Source organism: Pseudomonas sp. MG-9 (genome assembly GCF_018729515.1).
Taxonomy (GTDB): Bacteria; Pseudomonadota; Gammaproteobacteria; order Pseudomonadales; family Pseudomonadaceae; genus Aquipseudomonas; species Aquipseudomonas serboccidentalis.
On record NZ_JAHHZH010000004.1, the window covers coordinates 197,056 to 214,389 of the forward strand.

Annotated in this window: 22 protein-coding genes, 1 tRNA gene and 2 pseudogenes; 10 read left to right on the plus strand and 15 right to left on the minus strand. The window is 57.9% G+C overall.

Features of this window, described 5'->3' with window-relative positions:
• The first annotated feature begins 3 nt into the window (after nt 1-3).
• From KKQ10_RS11785 to KKQ10_RS11795, 3 genes are read left to right on the plus strand one after another with little or no spacing between them, the layout of a single operon-like run.
• Complete coding sequence (locus KKQ10_RS11785; protein WP_127648694.1) at nt 4-381, plus strand: GNAT family N-acetyltransferase; 378 nt, start codon at nt 4-6, stop codon at nt 379-381.
• Nucleotides 378-1,094, plus strand: coding sequence for an AzlC family ABC transporter permease (locus tag KKQ10_RS11790; RefSeq protein WP_003220701.1), 717 nt, complete (start codon nt 378-380; stop codon nt 1,092-1,094). Before KKQ10_RS11785 ends, KKQ10_RS11790 begins: the two co-directional genes overlap by 4 nt.
• Nucleotides 1,073-1,390, plus strand: coding sequence for an AzlD domain-containing protein (locus KKQ10_RS11795; RefSeq protein WP_007909127.1), 318 nt, complete (start codon nt 1,073-1,075; stop codon nt 1,388-1,390). The genes KKQ10_RS11790 and KKQ10_RS11795 overlap by 22 nt, the downstream gene beginning before the upstream one ends.
• Here the strand turns inward: KKQ10_RS11795 and KKQ10_RS11800 are convergent.
• The gene (locus KKQ10_RS11800) at nt 1,307-2,233 is read right to left on the minus strand and encodes a LysR family transcriptional regulator (RefSeq protein WP_215501200.1); all 927 of its coding nucleotides are present in this window, start codon (nt 2,231-2,233) and stop codon (nt 1,307-1,309) included. The genes KKQ10_RS11795 and KKQ10_RS11800 overlap by 84 nt on opposite strands.
• A 333-nt stretch (nt 2,234-2,566) precedes the next feature.
• Between KKQ10_RS11800 and KKQ10_RS11805 the strand changes: the two genes are divergently transcribed.
• Nucleotides 2,567-2,977 carry an MbcA/ParS/Xre antitoxin family protein gene (locus tag KKQ10_RS11805; RefSeq protein WP_127648546.1) on the plus strand — a complete coding sequence of 137 codons (411 nt, stop codon included), beginning with the start codon at nt 2,567-2,569 and terminating at the stop codon, nt 2,975-2,977.
• Nucleotides 2,974-3,654 (plus strand): RES family NAD+ phosphorylase, encoded by a 681-nt coding sequence (locus KKQ10_RS11810; RefSeq protein WP_215501201.1) that lies wholly within the window; start codon nt 2,974-2,976, stop codon nt 3,652-3,654. Before KKQ10_RS11805 ends, KKQ10_RS11810 begins: the two co-directional genes overlap by 4 nt.
• 43 nt (nt 3,655-3,697) lie before the next feature.
• Here KKQ10_RS11810 and KKQ10_RS11815 read toward each other — a convergent pair whose 3' ends face one another.
• Nucleotides 3,698-3,979 carry a DUF3077 domain-containing protein gene (locus KKQ10_RS11815; RefSeq protein WP_215501202.1) on the minus strand — a complete coding sequence of 94 codons (282 nt, stop codon included), beginning with the start codon at nt 3,977-3,979 and terminating at the stop codon, nt 3,698-3,700.
• Between the two features lie 470 nt (nt 3,980-4,449).
• Here KKQ10_RS11815 and KKQ10_RS11820 point away from each other — a divergent pair.
• The 3 genes and pseudogenes from KKQ10_RS11820 to KKQ10_RS28715 all read left to right on the plus strand — a co-directional run.
• A pseudogene (locus KKQ10_RS11820) lies at nt 4,450-4,624 on the plus strand (type II toxin-antitoxin system HicA family toxin).
• A 31-nt stretch (nt 4,625-4,655) separates the two neighbouring features.
• Nucleotides 4,656-5,081: a type II toxin-antitoxin system HicB family antitoxin gene (locus tag KKQ10_RS11825; protein WP_127648550.1), complete on the plus strand. Its 426-nt coding sequence runs from the start codon at nt 4,656-4,658 to the stop codon at nt 5,079-5,081.
• A gap of 47 nt (nt 5,082-5,128) precedes the next feature.
• Nucleotides 5,129-5,266, plus strand: a pseudogene (locus KKQ10_RS28715) (helix-turn-helix domain-containing protein); the annotation flags it as partial.
• A 113-nt stretch (nt 5,267-5,379) separates the two neighbouring features.
• Here the strand turns inward: KKQ10_RS28715 and KKQ10_RS11830 are convergent.
• From KKQ10_RS11830 to KKQ10_RS11860, 7 genes are all read right to left on the minus strand, one after another.
• The gene (locus tag KKQ10_RS11830; protein WP_215501203.1) at nt 5,380-5,928 is read right to left on the minus strand and encodes a hypothetical protein; all 549 of its coding nucleotides are present in this window, start codon (nt 5,926-5,928) and stop codon (nt 5,380-5,382) included.
• 100 nt (nt 5,929-6,028) lie between these two features.
• Nucleotides 6,029-6,104 (minus strand) — tRNA-Thr (locus tag KKQ10_RS11835).
• A gap of 420 nt (nt 6,105-6,524) precedes the next feature.
• Entirely contained in the window at nt 6,525-7,760 is a 1,236-nt protein-coding gene (locus KKQ10_RS11840; RefSeq protein WP_215501204.1) for a methyltransferase, read from the minus strand.
• Nucleotides 7,741-8,430: an ABC transporter permease gene (locus tag KKQ10_RS11845; RefSeq protein WP_003220713.1), complete on the minus strand. Its 690-nt coding sequence runs from the start codon at nt 8,428-8,430 to the stop codon at nt 7,741-7,743. The genes KKQ10_RS11840 and KKQ10_RS11845 overlap by 20 nt, the downstream gene beginning before the upstream one ends.
• Nucleotides 8,427-9,122 (minus strand): ABC transporter permease, encoded by a 696-nt coding sequence (locus KKQ10_RS11850; protein WP_007961693.1) that lies wholly within the window; start codon nt 9,120-9,122, stop codon nt 8,427-8,429. Before KKQ10_RS11850 ends, KKQ10_RS11845 begins: the two co-directional genes overlap by 4 nt.
• Nucleotides 9,123-9,199: 77 nt before the next feature.
• Nucleotides 9,200-9,949, minus strand: coding sequence for an ABC transporter substrate-binding protein (locus KKQ10_RS11855; RefSeq protein ID WP_127648553.1), 750 nt, complete (start codon nt 9,947-9,949; stop codon nt 9,200-9,202).
• A 13-nt stretch (nt 9,950-9,962) separates the two neighbouring features.
• Nucleotides 9,963-10,736 carry an ABC transporter ATP-binding protein gene (locus KKQ10_RS11860; RefSeq protein ID WP_041071351.1) on the minus strand — a complete coding sequence of 258 codons (774 nt, stop codon included), beginning with the start codon at nt 10,734-10,736 and terminating at the stop codon, nt 9,963-9,965.
• A gap of 552 nt (nt 10,737-11,288) precedes the next feature.
• Between KKQ10_RS11860 and gabP the strand changes: the two genes are divergently transcribed.
• Nucleotides 11,289-12,680: a GABA permease gene (gabP, locus tag KKQ10_RS11865; RefSeq protein WP_215501205.1), complete on the plus strand. Its 1,392-nt coding sequence runs from the start codon at nt 11,289-11,291 to the stop codon at nt 12,678-12,680.
• 70 nt (nt 12,681-12,750) lie between these two features.
• Here gabP and vapC read toward each other — a convergent pair whose 3' ends face one another.
• From vapC to KKQ10_RS11895, 6 genes are all read right to left on the minus strand, one after another.
• Nucleotides 12,751-13,158, minus strand: a complete 408-nt coding sequence (gene vapC, locus KKQ10_RS11870) for a type II toxin-antitoxin system tRNA(fMet)-specific endonuclease VapC (RefSeq protein WP_127648556.1) — start codon at nt 13,156-13,158, stop codon at nt 12,751-12,753.
• Nucleotides 13,158-13,388, minus strand: a complete 231-nt coding sequence (vapB, locus tag KKQ10_RS11875; RefSeq protein ID WP_127648557.1) for a type II toxin-antitoxin system VapB family antitoxin — start codon at nt 13,386-13,388, stop codon at nt 13,158-13,160. Before vapB ends, vapC begins: the two co-directional genes overlap by 1 nt.
• 164 nt (nt 13,389-13,552) lie before the next feature.
• Nucleotides 13,553-14,005, minus strand: coding sequence for a hypothetical protein (locus tag KKQ10_RS11880; RefSeq protein ID WP_215501206.1), 453 nt, complete (start codon nt 14,003-14,005; stop codon nt 13,553-13,555).
• Nucleotides 14,006-14,011: 6 nt separating this feature from the next.
• Entirely contained in the window at nt 14,012-14,425 is a 414-nt protein-coding gene (locus tag KKQ10_RS11885; RefSeq protein WP_215501207.1) for a hypothetical protein, read from the minus strand.
• A 28-nt stretch (nt 14,426-14,453) separates the two neighbouring features.
• Nucleotides 14,454-15,404 carry an alpha/beta hydrolase family protein gene (locus KKQ10_RS11890; RefSeq protein ID WP_502941586.1) on the minus strand — a complete coding sequence of 317 codons (951 nt, stop codon included), beginning with the start codon at nt 15,402-15,404 and terminating at the stop codon, nt 14,454-14,456.
• 94 nt (nt 15,405-15,498) lie between these two features.
• On the minus strand, nt 15,499-16,557 hold the full coding sequence (locus tag KKQ10_RS11895; protein WP_215501209.1) for a PDDEXK nuclease domain-containing protein: 1,059 nt from the start codon (nt 16,555-16,557) through the stop codon (nt 15,499-15,501).
• A gap of 259 nt (nt 16,558-16,816) precedes the next feature.
• Here KKQ10_RS11895 and KKQ10_RS11900 point away from each other — a divergent pair, with 259 nt between their 5' ends.
• Complete coding sequence (locus KKQ10_RS11900) at nt 16,817-17,266, plus strand: carboxypeptidase regulatory-like domain-containing protein (protein WP_127648561.1); 450 nt, start codon at nt 16,817-16,819, stop codon at nt 17,264-17,266.
• Nucleotides 17,267-17,334: the final 68 nt, after the last annotated feature.

Below are 17,334 nucleotides of genomic sequence, written 5' to 3' on the forward strand. Positions count from 1 at the left end.
CGCATGGAGCGCTTCTTCCGCCAGTTCGACGAAGTGTCGTTCTGCGAGTGGCAGGACGCCAAATGCCTGCGCGGTGTATTGATCCAGAAGACCACCACGGCCTATCTGGCCTTCGACGTGGAAGGCGAAATCGTCGGTGCGGTGCTCGGCGGCATGCTTGGCAGTCGCGGCACCATCAACCATCTGGCGGTCAGCCTGCGCTATCGCAGCCAGGGCGTCGGCCAGCGGCTGGTGGAAGCGGCGTCGTCTGACATGAAACGGGTCGGTGTATTACGGATGTTTCTGTTCGTCGACGATGCTAACCTCGCGGGCAAGCGATTCTGGACTGCCCAGGGTTTTTGCGAACCCCACGGCGAGCGGACATTTGAGAGGGATCTATGAATGAAACGTCCGGCAGTGCGCCGCTGATGGCCGCCCATCAGCCATCGCGCACGTTCGCCGAAGCCAGCCCGGTGGTGGCCGGTTATTTCACGGTGTCATTCGTGTTCGGGCTGATGGCGGTCAACGCCGGGCTGCCCATGTGGCTGCCAGTGGCGATGTGCTTGTTCGTCTACGCCGGCGCTTCGCAATTCGCCGCGCTGGCGCTGATCTCAAGTGGCGCTTCGCTGACCACCATCGTACTGACCACGTTCCTGATCAACGCGCGGCACATGCTGATGTCGGTGTACATGGCCAAGGCCCTGCGCGCACTGGGGCTCAGCCGCATGGAGCGCTGGGCTTACGCCGGTGGACTGACCGACGAATCCTTTGCATTTCACAGCGTGAAATTGGGCACCGGTGCACCGGTCAACATTCGTTACCTGATCGGCTTCAACCTGTTCTGCCACACCTCATGGGTGCTGGGCGGGTTGCTGGGCGCTGTCTGTGCGCAATACGCTTCGCACCTGATCAAATATCAGCTCGACTACGCCTTGACCGCGATGATGCTCTACGTGCTGGTGTCGCTGTGCAACACCCGCAACAAGCTCATCGCGGCTGCCGCCGCCGTCGCCTGCATGGGTGCGCTGAGCCTGGTTGGCACCTCGCCATTCAACGTATTCATCGCCACGTTTGTGGGCTGCGGAGTGGGTGTATGCCTGACCAAACGTTCCTGATCCTGGTGGTCGCGCTGATGATGGCCGTGACCTTTCTGCCACGCGCACTGCCACTGCAAGTCAACACCGAGCACTGGCCGCCGTTTATCGCGCGGGCGCTGGAATACCTGCCGGTGGCGATCGTCGCTGCGATCAGCCTGACACCCTTGTTGATCAAGGATCAGCACATACAGCTCGATCGCCCGGAATTCTATGCAGCGATTCCGACGTTGTTATGTGCGTATTTCAGCAAAAACCTCTTTCTCAGTGTGGCGGTTGGGACGGCTGCGTACATTGCGCTCGGTTCGTTCATGTAGCGGCAGATCGACCACATCGTTCAAGGCCTGGCCCGACAGGTTCGGGTTGTTCACCGCCAGACGCACTTCGAGGAAATCCTCGAAACCGGGGAAAATCGTCAGGCCGTTCTTTTGCGCGGCCTCACGCGACACCATGCCGACCGCATCCATCTGGGTGATCAACGACAGCGTCAGGGTCTCGCTGCAGGAATAGACCATGCGCTGACCGTTCTCGTGATTGCCCAGACCGGCGTCGAGAAAACGCAGAAAGCTGTGGGAATACGGACAATCCTCCGCAGGACGCACCTGAAACTTGTTGCCCAGCAACGTCAGCGGATCGTTTTCCTGCCCGCAATGCGCGCCGACCACCTGCACCTGCACATCCGGCAGGACGATACTCGGCAAACCCGGACGTTGCGGCCCGATCAGCACCGCGAGGTCAAAGTCCTCATTCTTCAGCTTGCTGAGGTTTTCCATCGACTCGGCGTAGCTGAATTCCATCTGATAATCAGGAAACACCTCGATCAGGCGTCCGATCATTCGTCGGTTGAAGTCAGACGACAACGTGTTGTTCAACGCAATCTTCAATGTGCGCTGGCCCGGCACCTTGAGCGCCTCGACCTTTTCTTCCATCTGTCGCGTGGCAATCAGCACTTTGTCCATGTAGGGCGTCAGCTCAGTGCCTTGCGGCGTCAACGTCAGCCCTTTGTTGGAACGTCGAAACAAGCGGAAACCGAACTGCTCTTCGACCTTGTTCAACTGCGCGGCCAAGGCCTGCACAGTCAGGCACGAATGCTCGGCTGCGGCCGACAACGAGCCGGTCTGCACGATGCGCATGAGGTTGCGTAAGGTTCTGCTATCCATGGGTAATGCCCTCTGAAGTGGGCTGGGTATTGTTGTTTACGAGACTGCCGATCCGGCGTCATATGCCGGCTATATTCCAGCACCTGAGCATAGTTGTCGCGGATTTAGTAGCGAATTGATGCCCCTGCCGATGGCTGGAAGCTGACACAGGATCGGGATTTTTGATGACGTGGGGGTGATGAAGGTCAAAAAATACTGACTTGGAATAACAATTCTTGGCTTTTCCCGGGATGTGATCAAAGGAACGAATTGATTCATTTACGGATTAAAAGAAAACAAACATCCGTATCTGTACTAGGCTTGAAGGCATGTCACTCAGCAATGGAGGCGGCCGTGCCTACCACATCCCCAGCCCTTACACCGCGTGAGCAACTCGACGTCCCCGAAGCCGGGCGCGTCGCGCTGAAGTTCTTCTTCAACCTCATGGAGCGCTGGGGCTGCAACGCCGAGCAGCAGCGAACGCTGTTGGGCGGCGTCGGCAACACCACGTTCTACAAGTACAAACACCTGCCGTCGAACATACGCTTGCCGCATGACACGCTGGAGCGCATCTCGTACCTGATGGGCATTCACAAGGCGTTGAGCATCATCTTCAGCAACAGCCGCGAGCGCGCCTACACATGGGTCAGCAGCCCCAACACGGCTGCGCCATTCAATGGCCGAACAGCGCTGGATTACATGCTGGCGGGGAGGGTGGTCGACATCGCTGATGTGCGTCGCTACCTCGACGGGGTGCGCGGTTGAAGGCTCTACCGTTGGTCGAGCCGCAATGGCCCAAGGCCTATCGGATCGTCAACAGCAGCTTTCCGCCGATTGCGTTGTTCGAAGACGTGCTCGACCCCGAAGACCTGGAAATCGCCTACGCGCTGGAAGCGCTGACCAACGATCGCCTGATCGAGCAGGCCGGCGTCCTCGCCCGCGTGCGTCCCGAAGACCGACTCTCCGGCCCCGGTTCAACGCCGGTGATGGCGGCGTTTACCCACATCGGCAAAAGCAGCCGCTTCACCGATGGCACCTTCGGCGTCTATTACGCCGCCAGCAGCCAGGCCGCCGCCATCGCCGAAACCTGCTATCACCAGGAACGTTTCCTCGCGGCCACCAACGAAGCGGATCTTGAGCTGACCATGCGTACTTACGTCAATCGCGTGGTTAAACCGCTGCACGACGTTCGTCATGACTTTCCCGATTTACATCAACCCGATCCAGACGCCTATGGCCCGTCACAGGCGTTTGCCCGACAACTGCGCGAGTCTGAATCCTGGGGCCTGCTCTACAACAGCGTCCGCCTGCCGGGCCATGAATGTGTCGCCGCGTTTCGGCCGCCGGCGGTGTCGATTCCGAAACAGGGCAAGCACCTGCGTTATGTGTGGAGTGCGAGCCAGCGCAGGATTTCGTTTGTGTTTGAGATCAATCAGGTTTGAAACGCAAAAAGCCCTCGCATCAGCGAGGGCCTTACATCGGTGGTTACATCAACGGCTTGTCCGGCGGCGCATCCATCACTTTCACTACATCATCTATCAGGGCCTTGCTTAACTCCTGCAGATACTGGGAGGCGTAAGCGTGAAGATCAGGATCGCGCGAGACTGTGGAATCTGCGCTCAGTAGCTTGGAGATGTGAAGCAAATGTGAGGCGTGCGAGAGAGCGGCTATTACTGGAACACCACGATTGGTGCGGAACAGCGCTTGATTGGCCTGGAAGGAAAAGTGCGTGAGGCCTGGGGTTTTCAGATCGAGGTAGTTGGTCATTTCGCTTCACCTGCCGAACTTAAGGAAGTGGAGTGCGGTGACCGGTGCTGCAGCGCGGCGGATTACGGATGGATCAAAGGCGTTCATTTGTGACACTCCCTGTATCAAATGAGAGCTACCAATTCGTTATCAGTCGAATGGGTGGCAGCTATGCGCGGGCTGATAAACCGGAGATACAGGAACCCGGCAGACCCGAAGGTCTCCCACGCACAGCCGCCATTGCACGGTAATGCAGACACAAAAAAGCGCCGGCAAACGTGAATTGGGGCGCTGGTGCGCCTGTATCTTACCCGGGTTATCAGGCCCGGTCGCTGAATTGGCAGCGACGGGTTTGACGGTAGCTTGCGGAGGACGGATGCGCAATCGTGGCCAGGTGGTGGCCGTTGCCATCTCTGTGTAGTGCAACACCTATGTTGCGCATGCAGCAAATATGTTGCACATTCGCTTTACCGAAACGGCGAGTGATGCACATGAAGTACAGCGAGTTTCGGCGATGGTTGAAAGCCCAAGGCGTTGAGTTTCAAAACGGCAAGGGCAGCCACTTCAAGGTTTCCTTGAACGGTAAATCAACTGTGTTTCCCGACCACGGAGCTGGGCGAAGGGTTGAGAAAATCGATAATCAAACAGCTGGGCCTCAAGGATTGAGGCTCAGTTGTACCCCATGAGAGGAATCGTGATGTTCGAATATGCGTTGGAAGTTCACGAAGAGCCGGACAGTGTCTGGTTGTCCTGCGCAGAAATTCCAGAGATGCACGCCGTTGGCGACACCCTCGAGCAAGCGTTGGACACCGCCATTGATGCAATCGAGACGGCGCTCTCGATATACGTTGATGATCGCCGGTTGATTCCGACCGGTCAGGCAGGAGAACAGAAGAGTGACGTCGTACTGCGTTTACCTGCGCTGACTGCTGCGAAGGTTGCGCTGTGGAATACGCTTCTGGAGTCTGGTGTGAGCAAGGCAGAGCTGGCACGGCGTCTCGGCGTGCAACGGCCTCAGGTAGATCGCCTGGTTGATTTCCTGCATCACTCCAAGATCGAGAACGTTGAGCGTGCGTTGCAACAGCTTGGACGGCGGATTTCGCTTTCGGTGGAAGCTGCATAAGTTCAGCAAGCGAGCGTTGGAGAAAGTAGCTGAAGGCGAAGAAAGGCATAGCAGATGAACTAGAGCGATTTCAGACGGACTTGCTGGAATCTGTACGTCATATGAAGGCTGGAAAGGCCGCGCGCGTAACGCAAGTGCCGCTCTCGGCGGTTACTGAAGAACAAAGGAAGGCCGGTGTTTCTCAACGCGTTTCGCCTACGTAAGCTCCGTAGAAACACGAGAACAATAGGGTGGTGGAAAAATAGGGCCAGACCACTGATTCAGTTGAAAACGTGGTCTGGCCCTTATTTCCCATAGATCACGGTCGCGTATCGCTCACCCATTCTGGTCGAATTACGGCTAGCGGAGGATTTTGGGCAAGCACTTCAAAGATGAATTGTTGATCTTGTTTATGAGTGTCGTCGACGGACTTTGAATGCAATCGGAACCGGACTTCGATCCTGTTCAAGCGATACCGGCCCTCGCGCACAGCGCTTATGCCGTTCTGATTAATGTGGCCGACTGGGAAAGTGTAAGCCGCACCGCTTTGTCCAATTAGCGACCACCCTTTGTGGCTTGGTGTCTCGTAAACCTCGTCACCGATCTGAAGCTGGACTGCAGTCATCATCACAAAGCATGGGTGTGGTCCCACGTTGAAAGGGCGGACAGAAACTACATAGACTATCTCACCTTCGCCGCGATCAAGCGGTTCGACGTTTACCACTGGAACAACGTATGGCCGATATTTCGCTCGGTACTCACGCCGAAGGTAATAAAGGGTGACTGCGGTGATTACGAGTGCGATTAGCGCTATAGCCGCAGTAACTGCGTTGGCATAGTCAGTGGAGAATGTTTTGAGCCATTCCATAGCGTGCCTCCAAGGCGAACCGCACGTCGTTATTACGTCGCTTATTACGTCTTACGCAAACAACAAAGCCCCTGCATTTCTGCAGGGGCTTCGTTTTGTATGGTGCCGGCACCAGGAGTCGAACCCGGGACCTACTGATTACAAGTCAGTTGCTCTACCAACTGAGCTATACCGGCGTGTGGGCGACGATTATAGCGATTGGGTTGGTTCTGTAAACCCCTGAATTCAGACTATTTTTACGCAAGCGCTGGATCAGGCGTGGCGTGGGCTGTGTCGTTGGGGTTTCAGCCGCAGAATTGGGCTTCCTGGCGGTCAATCCAGCCTGAGAGTGATGGCAGGATTTCGGCACCGTTCAAGCACCCATTTTCCTCGTTTATGTCCTTTTGATTGGAAGCTTATGCACAACGGATCGTCGCAACGGCGGCGTTGCGGGGGATTTTGTGGACAGGTTCTCATCTTGTGCGCAAAGCCCTGTTTTACAGGTTTTTTATCCATATGAACAAAAAATGACCAATGCTGTTTCTGTCACGTAAAGGCCGTGGATATTGGATCCACGGGAAAACCATCAACAGAGTTATCCACAGGCTGTAAAGGTTTTAGCTGCGTTCGGCCAGCAGCAGAAAATTACGCGGGGTCAGCGGGGTGTCGCAGAAGGTGCCGAGGCGTACGCGGTATCCCTGTTCGCTGAGGAAAATGGCTCGATCAAGGTTCAGCCAAAGTTCCAGTGGTCGTCGGAAAAGTCCGCGCAGCAATTCCAGGTTGCGAACTTCGGCCAACCGCTGCCAACCGGCCGCTTCCAGCGTTCGCCAATCTGGCGTGCCGATTGTGGATAACTCTTTCAATGCAGCCAGATCCCTGCAGTAATCGGCGAAGGATTTGTCCAGCCAAGCGCTGGGCAGCGACGGGGTTGGCAGGTATTCGTCGACGCCGCGCGCTTGCCGTTGCAGCAGGTCGAAGGCCAGGCGTCGGGCCATGGAGGTGTCGCGCTGACGTCGGACGCGTGCACCGGCGGTGACGGTTTCGCTCATGGGCAGTGCCAGATCTTCGAGTGAGAGCTGTAGGGCCGATCGCAAGCCCGCGCAGGACAATGCCTGGTACTCGCTGCGATTGATCCGGTTGTAGCAGCACGGGGCAATGGCCATCTGCTGACATCCGGCAGCGCTCGCCAGTTGCATCAGTCGCACGTGCAGATCACCGCAGGCGTGCAGGGCGACGGGGGTGTGCTGAGCGCTCAAAACGGTCGCCGCGTCTGCTGCCAGCACATCCTGTTCGACATGCAGCGCGTGCAAATGGTGACGCTGACTTAGCGCCTCACCGCTGGCGACCAACGCCGGATCGTATTCAACGCAAGTCAGCTGTTGACCGGCGCCCAGCAGGCGCCGGCCCAAATGCCCCTTGCCGGAACACCAGTCCAGCCAATGCGTCGGCTGCGAGGCGAAAGACAAACGACTGGCGAACGCTTCGATCTGCTGCCACTTGCGCCCCGGCACATCGACATTCAAGCGATGGCCTGCAGCATCCAGCGCATGCTCCGGCAACTCACCGACCGCGCTCAGCTCAGCCGACAACGCCGCCAATGAAGCGAACGGCTCGGGGGCGTCGATGAGATCGGCGGGATGGTTATGTGCACGCTCTGCATCTTCCAGCGTTCGTCCGCGTAGCCACGAAGACAACTCGGGGTAGGCGGTTTCCCAGGCAAGCGAAAGATGGGTGAACGGACGAGGTTTCCACAGCGCCTGATGCTCAATCAAAAAAGCATCCAGCGCGCTGAAGCGGGCGAGTAGGTCCTCGCCCGTCAGCACGTGGGAAGCATCAACGCCCTTGGCAGGCATCGACGCGCAGCCAGCGCTCCAGCAGCTTGAAGCCGCGCACCAGCACGTAGGACATCAGCAGATAGAACACGCCGGCGGCAAAGAAGATTTCCACCGGCAGGTAGGTGCGCGCGATGATCGTGCGGGCCATGCCGGTCAGTTCCAGCAGGGTCACGGTGCTCGCCAGCGCACTGGCCTTGAGCATCAGGATCACTTCGTTGCTGTACGCCGGCAGGCCGATACGCGCCGCACGCGGCAGCATGATGTAGAACATGGCCTTGGGTTTGGACATGCCCAGCGCCCGCGCTGCTTCGATCTCGCCGGGCGGAATCGCCTGGATTGCGCCGCGCAGGATCTCGGCGATGTACGCCGCGGTGTGCAGGGTCATGGTCGCGGTGGTGCACCAGAACGGATCGCGCAGGTATGGCCACAGCGCGCTGCTACGCACGGCATCGAACTGCGCCAGGCCGTAATAGACGAGGAACAGTTGCACCAGCAACGGCGTGCCACGGAAAAAGAAGATGTAGGCGTAGGGCAAGGCGCGCACGTACCACAGCTTCGAAGAGCGGGCGATGCCCAGTGGAATCGCCAGTAGCAGACCGGCAATCACGGCAATCGCCACCAACTCCAGGGTCAGGGTCGCGCCCTGTGCCAGTTTCGGCAGCCACTTGATGATCACTTCCCAGTTCATGAAGCGCTCCTCGCAAAGCCGCGAGCGGCGCGTTTTTCCAGGAAGTGCATGCCGGTCATCGCCAGCACGGTGAGGCCCAGATACATGACCGCCGCCACCAGATAGAAAGTGAACGGCTGTTTCGAGACGGTCACGCCGATCTGCGCGTGACGCATGATTTCTTCCAGGCCGATCACCGAGACCAGCGCGGTGTCTTTCATCAGGATCATGAACAGGTTGCCCAGGCCAGGCAGGGCGATGCGCCACATCTGCGGCATGATCAGTTTGGTGAAGATCCGCCATTTCGACAGGCCCAACGCCACACCAGCTTCACGGTGGCCCTTGGGAATGGCGAGGATCGCGCCGCGAAACACTTCCGTGGCATAGGCGCCGAAGCACAGACCCAGCGCAATGACGCCGGCGGCGAAGGCGCTGAGTTGCAGGTCGGGGTTGCCGAAGAACTCGCCTAGGCTGCGCATCAGGTTGACCGTACCGAAATAGATCAACAGCACCCAGAGCAATTCCGGGACGCCACGCACCAGGGTTGAGTAGGTACCGCCAAGCCATTGCAGCGGCTTGTACGGGGAAGTCTTGGCCAAGGCGCCGAGCAGACCGAGCACCAGTCCCAGGCACAGGGCCGTCAGCGCCAGTTTGACGGTCATCAGCGCACCGGCAGCGAGGGCCGGGCCGAATCCGTAGAGGTCGATAATCATGGATTTCTTTTCAAATCGCGGCAGGCAAGGCCGGGAGCCGGCACCGTCAAATCCCGGTGCCGGTCCCGCAGGTCAGATCAATAGATGCTGAACGGGAAGTACTTGTCGTTGATCTTCTTGTAGGTACCGTCGGCGACGATTTCCTTCAGGGCGGCGTTCAGCTTCTCACGCAGTGGGTCGCCTTTGCGCACAGCGATGCCGATCTTGTCGCTTTCCACAACCGGGTCGCCTTTGAACTCGTAGGCTTTGCCCGCGTCGGTTTTCAACCAATCGTAGTTGGCGTACTTGTCGGCGAGGATGGCGTCGACACGACCGGAAGTCAGGTCCAGGTAGGCGTTTTCCTGGGTGTCATAGAGTTTGACCTCGATATCGCTACCGTAGGTGTCCTCAAGCCAGGTACCGGCGAGCGTGGCGCGCTGCGTACCGATGATCTTGCCTTTGAGCGAATCCTTGTCGGTTTTGAAATCGACATTTTTCGGTGCGATGAACTGCAGCTTGTTCGAGTAGTACGGGTCGGTGAAGTCCACCGCGCCCTTGCGCTCTTCGGTGATCGACAGCGAGGACACCAGGAAGTCGAACTTCTTGGCATTCAGCGCAGGGATGATGCCGTCCCAGTCGGAAGTGACCACGGAGCATTCGACTTTCATCTTGGCGCACAGGGCGTCGCCGATGTCTTTGTCGAAGCCGACCACGTTGCCGCTGGCGTCTTTATTGTTGAACGGCGGGTAAGCCGCTTCGATGCCCATCTTCAGGGTCTCGGCCATGGCACCGGCGCTGAACGCGAGGGTGACGGCGGCGGCCAGGAAGACCTTTTTAAAATTCTGCATGCATGTTGCTCCGTTAGCGGTTGCTGGACATGAATTGTTTGCAGCGCGCCGAAAGCGGGTTTTCGAACACCTGCTGAGGCGATCCTTGCTCTTCCACCAGGCCCTGGTGAAGGAACACCACTTCGCTGGAGACCTGACGGGCGAAGCCCATTTCGTGGGTCACCAAAAGCATGGTGCGGCCTTCTTCGGCCAGTGCGCGGATGACACTAAGTACTTCCTGAACCATTTCCGGGTCAAGGGCGGAGGTGGGTTCGTCGAACAGAATCACCTTCGGCTGCATCGCCAGCGTGCGGGCGATGGCCGCGCGTTGCTGCTGACCGCCGGACAGCTGCGACGGATACGCGTGGCGCTTGTCAGCGATGCCGACCTTGGCCAGCAGTGCTTCAGCGACTTCGATCGCTTCGGCTTTGCTCTGGCCGAGTACGCGGCGCGGGGCTTCGATGATGTTGTCGAGCACGCTCATGTGCGGCCACAGGTTAAAGTTTTGAAACACAAAACCAATCTCGGAGCGCAGGCGATTGATCTGCTTGCCGTCGGCGGCAACCAGCTCGCCATTCTTGGCGGGCTTGAGCTTGAGTTCTTCACCGGCCACCAGAATCTGGCCCTGGTGCGGGTTTTCCAACAGGTTGATGCAACGCAGGAACGTGGACTTGCCGGAACCGGAGGAACCGAGGATCGAGATCACATCGCCGTCGCGGGCGGTCAGCGAGATGCCTTTGAGCACCTCAAGCTGTCCGTAGCGTTTGTGCAAGTTGCGGATTTCAAGCGCGGGCGTGGCCTCAGCCATGTGCGTTCCTCATATATGTTGCGCTCCTGCTGTTGGCTGGCCTTCCTGGCGAGGCGGCCAAGCTAGCATAGCGTTTCAATGGCAGCCAACAGCGCTACGAGCGGTAAGCGGATGGCGTGTGGCAGGTTGTCGCATCGGCACAGCAGACTGTCGCCCCATCAACAACCGAACGGGTGTTTGATCGTGCAAACCCGTAGGCGTCGCGTAAAAAAAGGCGCGATGGTGCCAGCTTTGGCGGGGTGTTGGAAGCGCTATCCGGCCGAACGTTCCCGAATCGCCCTTTTATTGTGCGTCCCGTACTTTTTCAGTGTGTTTCTGGTGCGCACATTCGTTTGAAAAGTGAGTCGCAGGGTAACGCTCTGGCGAATTGCCATTAATTCCAAGGACTTGCGATGTCTGTCCGGTCGCGCGCAAAACCGCAGCCCAGAAGAGTTTGAAACATTTTGGCGCATTTATTGCGTGCAGAATCTGGAACGCCCTGTTGGTTTCTTTTTACGAAAAGGAAATTCAGACGGGACGGACGCAATCGCTTTCCTCGCAAAGGTAGTTCCGATGAGCAGTACCCCAAGCTCCAATGGCCTCGAACAGGGGCTCAAACCGCGTCACGTGACCATGTTGTCGATCGCCGGTGTGATCGGCGCCGGTCTGTTCGTTGGCTCCGGCCACGCTATCGCTGCCGCCGGCCCTGCCGTGCTGTTGGCTTACGCCGCCGCCGGTACCCTGGTGGTGCTGGTGATGCGCATGCTCGGTGAGATGGCTGTCGCTTCGCCAGACACCGGCTCGTTCTCGACTTACGCCGACCGTGCCATCGGGCACTGGGCCGGTTTTACCATCGGCTGGCTGTACTGGTGGTTCTGGGTGCTGGTCATTCCACTGGAAGCCAATGCCGCCGCAACCATCCTCCATGCGTGGTTCCCGGGCGTAGATATCTGGGCGTTCGCTTTGGTCATCACCATGCTGCTCACCGTGACCAACCTGTTCAGCGTGAAAAACTACGGTGAATTCGAATTCTGGTTTGCCCTGATCAAAGTGCTGGCGATCATCGGCTTCATCATCCTCGGTCTGGCGGCCATCTTCGGCTTCTTGCCGAACAGCCAGGTCAGCGGCGTTTCGCACCTGTTCGACTCCGGCGGCTTCCTGCCCAACGGCATGGGTGCAGTCCTGGGCGCGATCCTGACCACCATGTTCTCGTTCATGGGTACCGAAATCGTGACTATCGCGGCCGCGGAATCGAAGAACCCGGGCAAGCAGATCTCCAAGGCCACCAACTCCGTTATCTGGCGGATCGGCCTGTTCTATCTCGTCTCGATCTTCATCGTCGTGGCCCTGGTGCCGTGGAACGATCCTACGCTGGCCAACCTGGGTTCCTACCAGACCGTGCTGGAGCGCATGGGCATCCCGAACGCCAAGATGATCGTCGACATCGTGGTGCTGGTTGCCGTAACCAGTTGCCTGAACTCGGCGCTGTACACCTCGTCGCGCATGCTGTTCTCTCTGGGCAAGCGCGGTGATGCACCGGCCATGTCGACCCGCACCAACAAAAGCGGCACGCCTTACTGGGCAGTGATGCTGTCCACCGGTGCGGCGTTCCTCTGCACATTCGCCAACTATGTGGCCCCGGCCGCCGTGTTCGAGTTCCTGCTGGCCAGCTCTGGTGCCATCGCGCTGCTGGTGTACCTGGTGATCGCGTTCTCGCAACTGCGCATGCGCAAACAGCGCATGGCCCGTGGCGAGAAAGTCGTCTTCAGCATGTGGCTGTTCCCGGGCCTGACCTACGCGGTGATCATCTTCATCGTTGCGGCGCTGACCATCATGCTGTTCCAGGAAGCGCACCGCGTGGAAATCCTCGCGACCGGCCTGCTGAGCCTGCTGGTGGTCGCTGCCGGCCTGCTGGTAGCACGTCGTCGCAAGCTGGAAAAGCGTGGTGCGGTGGTCTTGAACTGATCCGCAACGCGTAATGCAAAACGGCCGCTGTCAGTGATGACGAGCGGCCGTTTTGTTTGTGGGCGGTAGATTAGTCAGGGTGCACCCAATCTTCTATGCGCAATCCGGGAACACGTTCAAATTCCCGCACATTGTTCGTCACCACAATAAGTCCTTGTGAGCGCGCATGACCTGCGATCATTTGGTCATAGGGGCCAATAGGCGTTCCTGCTTTCGCCAGTTCAGATCGAATCATTCCGGCTTGTGCTGCTGCATCACCGTCAAAAGGTAATACTTCCAGTCGTGCGACGAATCCTTCGACAACTGAAAGATTTTTTTCGGGAACTGCCGACTTTTCAGCGCCGTAGATAAGCTCCATGAGCGTGATAGCGCTGATGCACAACTGTCCGGAATGGCGATTGAACGCTTCGCGACAAATCTGTGGTTTGTTTTTGATTGTGAAAATGCAGATGTTGGTATCCAGCATGTATTTGATCATCAGAACGACTCACGCTCCTGATCATTCGGTTGCTCACGGTCAACCATGAAATCAGCGGAAACGTCATCGCCATCGAACCAGCTATCCCAGCTTTCTCCAGCCGGTGTGATCACGCGTGTTCTACCGATAGCGATCACTTCTACTCGTTTGACATCTCCGGGCATTGCGACTGCCTTTGGCAATCGGACGGCCTGGCTCCTATTGCTCATGAAAATTGTGGTTTGCTCCATATTCGGCCTCCAAGGTCTGCGCCTGCAATGAACCAAGAATAGGTTGTGGCTTGGATATGTCAATGGGATATACGTTGCCCTCGGACAAAGAGTTTTCAGATCACCCAATCAAAAACGGCCGCTGTCAGTGATGACGAGCGGCCGTTTTTGTTGGTGAGCGGGGTTTATTCGCTCTTTTCTTCCGGCGTATCCACCGACTTCCCGTAAGCATCCAGCGCAACCCCGAAATCGGTGATGAACTGTGGCTCGCTCAGCCAGGCCTGGGCGGTTTCGATGTCCATGCCGTCGGCCCACATGCGGTAGTCGATCAACATGTCGGCGGCCAGGTGGGTGGCGGCCATGCCTTCGTTCTCGGCGTTTTCCATGTCCAGCAGCTCTGGATGATCAACGATGATGAACGCCAGTTCGCGCAGCAGCGTCAGCAGCATCTCGTTGCGGCTGACGGCTTCGGCGTCGCGCATTTTGCTGAACATCGCCAGGGTGTATTCCGGGATCGGCTCGGCCAGATGGCCGAGGTCATCGTCCTGTTCGAGCGGCTTACGGCCGACCATGCGGATGTGCTTGGCTTTGGCCTTGGCGCGTTTGGCGCGTTTCTGTTGCTTGTTCAGGGATGCCATGGGAACTCAGTTCTTCTGTTGGGATTGTGCGGCGATCGCGTCGGACGCCGCTACATAGTCGGCTTGAAAGGCCGGGGATTCGATCCATGCCAGCGCGCCGGCTTCGTCGGTTTCTTTCGACCACTGACGGTACTCGATCAGCGCGGCGAGGATGAAATCCATCGCGCCTTCTTCGCCTTCCTGGTCAAAGACCAACTCCAGCAGCGGGTCTTCGAGGAGCGCGGTGCACATGGCTTGCTGGCTGATCTTCTCGGCGTCGATCATTTTCTTGAACAGCTCGGTCAGGTCCACCGACTCGAAATCGATGCGGTCATCGTTCGGGTCCAGCTCGACTGGCGCCTCGGCGCGTTTGGTGCGGTTCTGCTTGGCCTTGGTCTTGGCCCGGGCGGCGCGTTTTTGCTGCTTGTTGGCGGAGGCCATGGTGTGTTCCGTCGTGCGTTGATAGGGCTCAGCTGCGTGGCACTGTCCGCCCGGGTGAATCGGGGGCCAGTTCGCCGGTTTGCAGCCAGGTCAGAGCGATGGGCCATAGTGTGGCTTGGTATGCGTTGCGAAAAAAGGCGAAATGTCCCACTTGTTGCTCGCCGATGTCCTGCGGCTCGATGCGCAGGTGGGTTTTGCGCGCATGGCTGAAGTAGTCGAGCAAGCGTTCGATGGCCGCAACGGTGCCATAGGGGTCGTCGCTGATGCTGATCGCCAGGGTCTGGGCGCGGACGTTGGTGAAGGGCATTCGACCGGCAGCCTTCAGCAGTCTGCGGCCGCTCGGGCGCTGCTCGTAACGTCCGGTGGGCGTGCTCCAGTCACGTACGACGCCGGCGGGCGTGTCCTCCAGCCAGCCGAGGCGCTTGCCGGGGAAGTAGCCACAGAACCGCGTCAGCAGCGGCATCAGCAGATGCCATTTGCCGAACATGCGCCAGCGCTGTTCCGGCGCATAGTCGCGCCAGTAAGCGAACTGCGCGCCCACCGTCACCAGCCGACGAATGACCTGTCCGGACGCACCGAGCCCTGCCGCGCAACCGCCGAAACTGTGGCCGACCACATCGATTGGCTGACCGGGGAATTCCCGTTGCGCGCGTTTGAGCATCGCTTCGAAATCCATCGCGCCCCAATCGGTCCATGAGGCCTTAAGGTCTTTCATGATTGCCGGGCGTGATTCGCCGATGCCTCGGTAATCGTAAGTGATCACGTCGAAGCCGTTGGCGAACAGATAATCAGCGAAGCGCGCGTAATGTCGGCCGCGTACCGAGGTGGCGGCGTTGATGATGACTACCGGGCGCTGGATGTCGGGCAGGGCGTGTCGCCAGGTGAAACCGCCGAGCACAAAACCATCGGCGGCGACTTCCTTGAAGCCCTCACTTTGTTTCTCAGTCAAAAGCGGTGACTTTGACTGCATGTCTTCCATTGCTGGCGTACCCTGACAGCTCATCGCGCTTAACCTTTTCGGGGAGCTGTCAACGATAGTCTTCGCGCCACCCGGGAACAACAATCGGCAGTTTCTATTCAGTGGATTGAAGGCGCTGGCGTTCTTCGATCAAGGCCTGTTCTCGATTGAGTTCGGCGCGCAGTTCTTCCTCGCTCGGCAATATCGTCTTGTAACTGCTGGCGAACAATTGCTCATTGCCCTTGAGCATTGAATAGCGTGCCACCGAGTCGTTGCTCTCTGCGCACAGAATGATTCCGACTGTCGGCTTGTCGCCCTCGCTGCGCTTGAGCTCGTCGTACATGCGCACGTACATGTCCATTTGCCCGACGTCGCGGGCGCTGAGCCGGCCGCGTTTGAGATCGATGATCACGAAGCATTTGAGCAGGTAGTTGTAGAACACCAGATCGATATACAGATCCACATCATGGGTGCTGATGCGTTGTTGGCGAGCGACAAATGAAAAGCCTTTGCCCAGTTCAAGAAGAAAGCCCTGCAGGTGCTCGATTAGAGCCTGTTCAAGGACATTCTCTCTGATCTTGCAAGGTGAAGGCAGCCCGAGAAATTCGAGCAAGACGGGGTCGCGAATGAACTCGCGCGGATTGCTTTTCATCGCCTCAATATTGGTGGAGGCCTCCTCAATCACATCGGCCTTGTCTCGACTCATGAGGAGCCGTTCGTAATAGAGCGTATTAATCTGGCGATCAAGGGCGCGGCTGGACCAGTTCAGGTTGGCGGCTTCTTTCACGTACCACTGGCGCGCTGTTGCGCTTTCGACCCGCAGCAGCCTGCGATAGTGAGTCCAACTCAATTCGAGACGCAGTGCGTCTCGAATTGGGAACAACTGATAAAACAGGCGCATTTTCCGAAGATTGGTTTCATCAAACCCCTTCCCGAACTGCGCCGTCAGATCTTTCGCCAACAAGGCCAGCAACTGCTTGCCATACCCCGCACGTTGGGCGCCTTTCTGTTCAAACTCGACAATATGCCGGCCAATCTGCCAGCAGGTCTGCACCTGAATCGTATCAACCGCACGCAGCACTTTTTGCCGCGCCTGGCGAATCACTTCGCCCTGCTCCCCCAGCAACGAGTCGATTTTCGGATCTTGCACATCAGTCGGTTTTATCTGGCTCATCGAGTCATTCGCATCAGTGGAAACAGGCGCAAAAGCATGCCAAGAGTCGCCGCTTGGCGATGTCGGGCGAGCCTGCTTAGGTGGCAGGAAGAGGGGATGGGTGTTGCAGGACGTTGCCGACAAAAGGTGTGTCAGTGAGTAATGGTCTGTAGTCCATTTCGTACACAGCCCAAGTTCCAATCAATCTAAAACCCGGCCCCCTGCACAAAATCTAAAAGGAGTAACGGTTGGGCTCTACAGGAGCCCGGGAGTCGTCATCATGAAACGCGTTTTTTCATTCATGCTGCCAATCGCGGCGGTTGCTGCATTGGTTTTTCCGGTGATGCCGCAGGCCGCCAACCTGGAACCGGTCGACAGCGCCGGTGTGCAAGTCCAGCAACAACAGCAAAACGGCATCAACTACCTGTCCGGCGGGATTGGCGTTGATGAAGCAAAAGCCATTCAGCAGACTACCGGTTACAACCTGCACATGACGTTCGCAGTGGGGGCGCAAGACGAGTACACCGCTGATGTCGATGTGATGATTCAAAAGTCGCCAGGGCAAACCGTGCTGACCCTCACCCAAGCGGGCCCGCTGGTGTACGTACAATTGCCACCCGGTAAGTACACGGTGGTCGCCACTCGCAATGGCGAAACACGGCACGACGTGACAGACATTGGCAGTGGCACAGCACGCAATCTGGTTTTCCACTGGAATGACGCTGGATAAGGTTGGGTGTAATTGAGCGTCGAGGCGCGGGTACAATCCCGCGCCTTATAGTTTGTGGCGAAGGAAGT

What these genes read in the sequence shown, in the direction of transcription:
- KKQ10_RS11785 (WP_127648694.1), top strand. Translation starts at nt 4, where the DNA reads ATGGAGCGCTTCTTCCGCCAGTTCGACGAAGTGTCGTTCTGCGAGTGG.
- KKQ10_RS11790 (WP_003220701.1), top strand. Translation starts at nt 378, where the DNA reads ATGAATGAAACGTCCGGCAGTGCGCCGCTGATGGCCGCCCATCAGCCA.
- KKQ10_RS11795 (WP_007909127.1), top strand. Translation starts at nt 1,073, where the DNA reads ATGCCTGACCAAACGTTCCTGATCCTGGTGGTCGCGCTGATGATGGCC.
- KKQ10_RS11800 (WP_215501200.1), bottom strand. Translation starts at nt 2,233, where the DNA reads ATGGATAGCAGAACCTTACGCAACCTCATGCGCATCGTGCAGACCGGC.
- KKQ10_RS11815 (WP_215501202.1), bottom strand. Translation starts at nt 3,979, where the DNA reads ATGACCAACTACCTCGATCTGAAAACCCCAGGCCTCACGCACTTTTCC.
- KKQ10_RS11825 (WP_127648550.1), top strand. Translation starts at nt 4,656, where the DNA reads ATGTTCGAATATGCGTTGGAAGTTCACGAAGAGCCGGACAGTGTCTGG.
- KKQ10_RS11830 (WP_215501203.1), bottom strand. Translation starts at nt 5,928, where the DNA reads ATGGAATGGCTCAAAACATTCTCCACTGACTATGCCAACGCAGTTACT.
- KKQ10_RS11840 (WP_215501204.1), bottom strand. Translation starts at nt 7,760, where the DNA reads ATGCCTGCCAAGGGCGTTGATGCTTCCCACGTGCTGACGGGCGAGGAC.
- KKQ10_RS11845 (WP_003220713.1), bottom strand. Translation starts at nt 8,430, where the DNA reads ATGAACTGGGAAGTGATCATCAAGTGGCTGCCGAAACTGGCACAGGGC.
- KKQ10_RS11850 (WP_007961693.1), bottom strand. Translation starts at nt 9,122, where the DNA reads ATGATTATCGACCTCTACGGATTCGGCCCGGCCCTCGCTGCCGGTGCG.
- KKQ10_RS11855 (WP_127648553.1), bottom strand. Translation starts at nt 9,949, where the DNA reads ATGCAGAATTTTAAAAAGGTCTTCCTGGCCGCCGCCGTCACCCTCGCG.
- KKQ10_RS11860 (WP_041071351.1), bottom strand. Translation starts at nt 10,736, where the DNA reads ATGGCTGAGGCCACGCCCGCGCTTGAAATCCGCAACTTGCACAAACGC.
- gabP (WP_215501205.1), top strand. Translation starts at nt 11,289, where the DNA reads ATGAGCAGTACCCCAAGCTCCAATGGCCTCGAACAGGGGCTCAAACCG.
- vapC (WP_127648556.1), bottom strand. Translation starts at nt 13,158, where the DNA reads ATGATCAAATACATGCTGGATACCAACATCTGCATTTTCACAATCAAA.
- vapB (WP_127648557.1), bottom strand. Translation starts at nt 13,388, where the DNA reads ATGGAGCAAACCACAATTTTCATGAGCAATAGGAGCCAGGCCGTCCGA.
- KKQ10_RS11880 (WP_215501206.1), bottom strand. Translation starts at nt 14,005, where the DNA reads ATGGCATCCCTGAACAAGCAACAGAAACGCGCCAAACGCGCCAAGGCC.
- KKQ10_RS11885 (WP_215501207.1), bottom strand. Translation starts at nt 14,425, where the DNA reads ATGGCCTCCGCCAACAAGCAGCAAAAACGCGCCGCCCGGGCCAAGACC.
- KKQ10_RS11890 (WP_502941586.1), bottom strand. Translation starts at nt 15,404, where the DNA reads ATGGAAGACATGCAGTCAAAGTCACCGCTTTTGACTGAGAAACAAAGT.
- KKQ10_RS11895 (WP_215501209.1), bottom strand. Translation starts at nt 16,557, where the DNA reads ATGAGCCAGATAAAACCGACTGATGTGCAAGATCCGAAAATCGACTCG.
- KKQ10_RS11900 (WP_127648561.1), top strand. Translation starts at nt 16,817, where the DNA reads ATGAAACGCGTTTTTTCATTCATGCTGCCAATCGCGGCGGTTGCTGCA.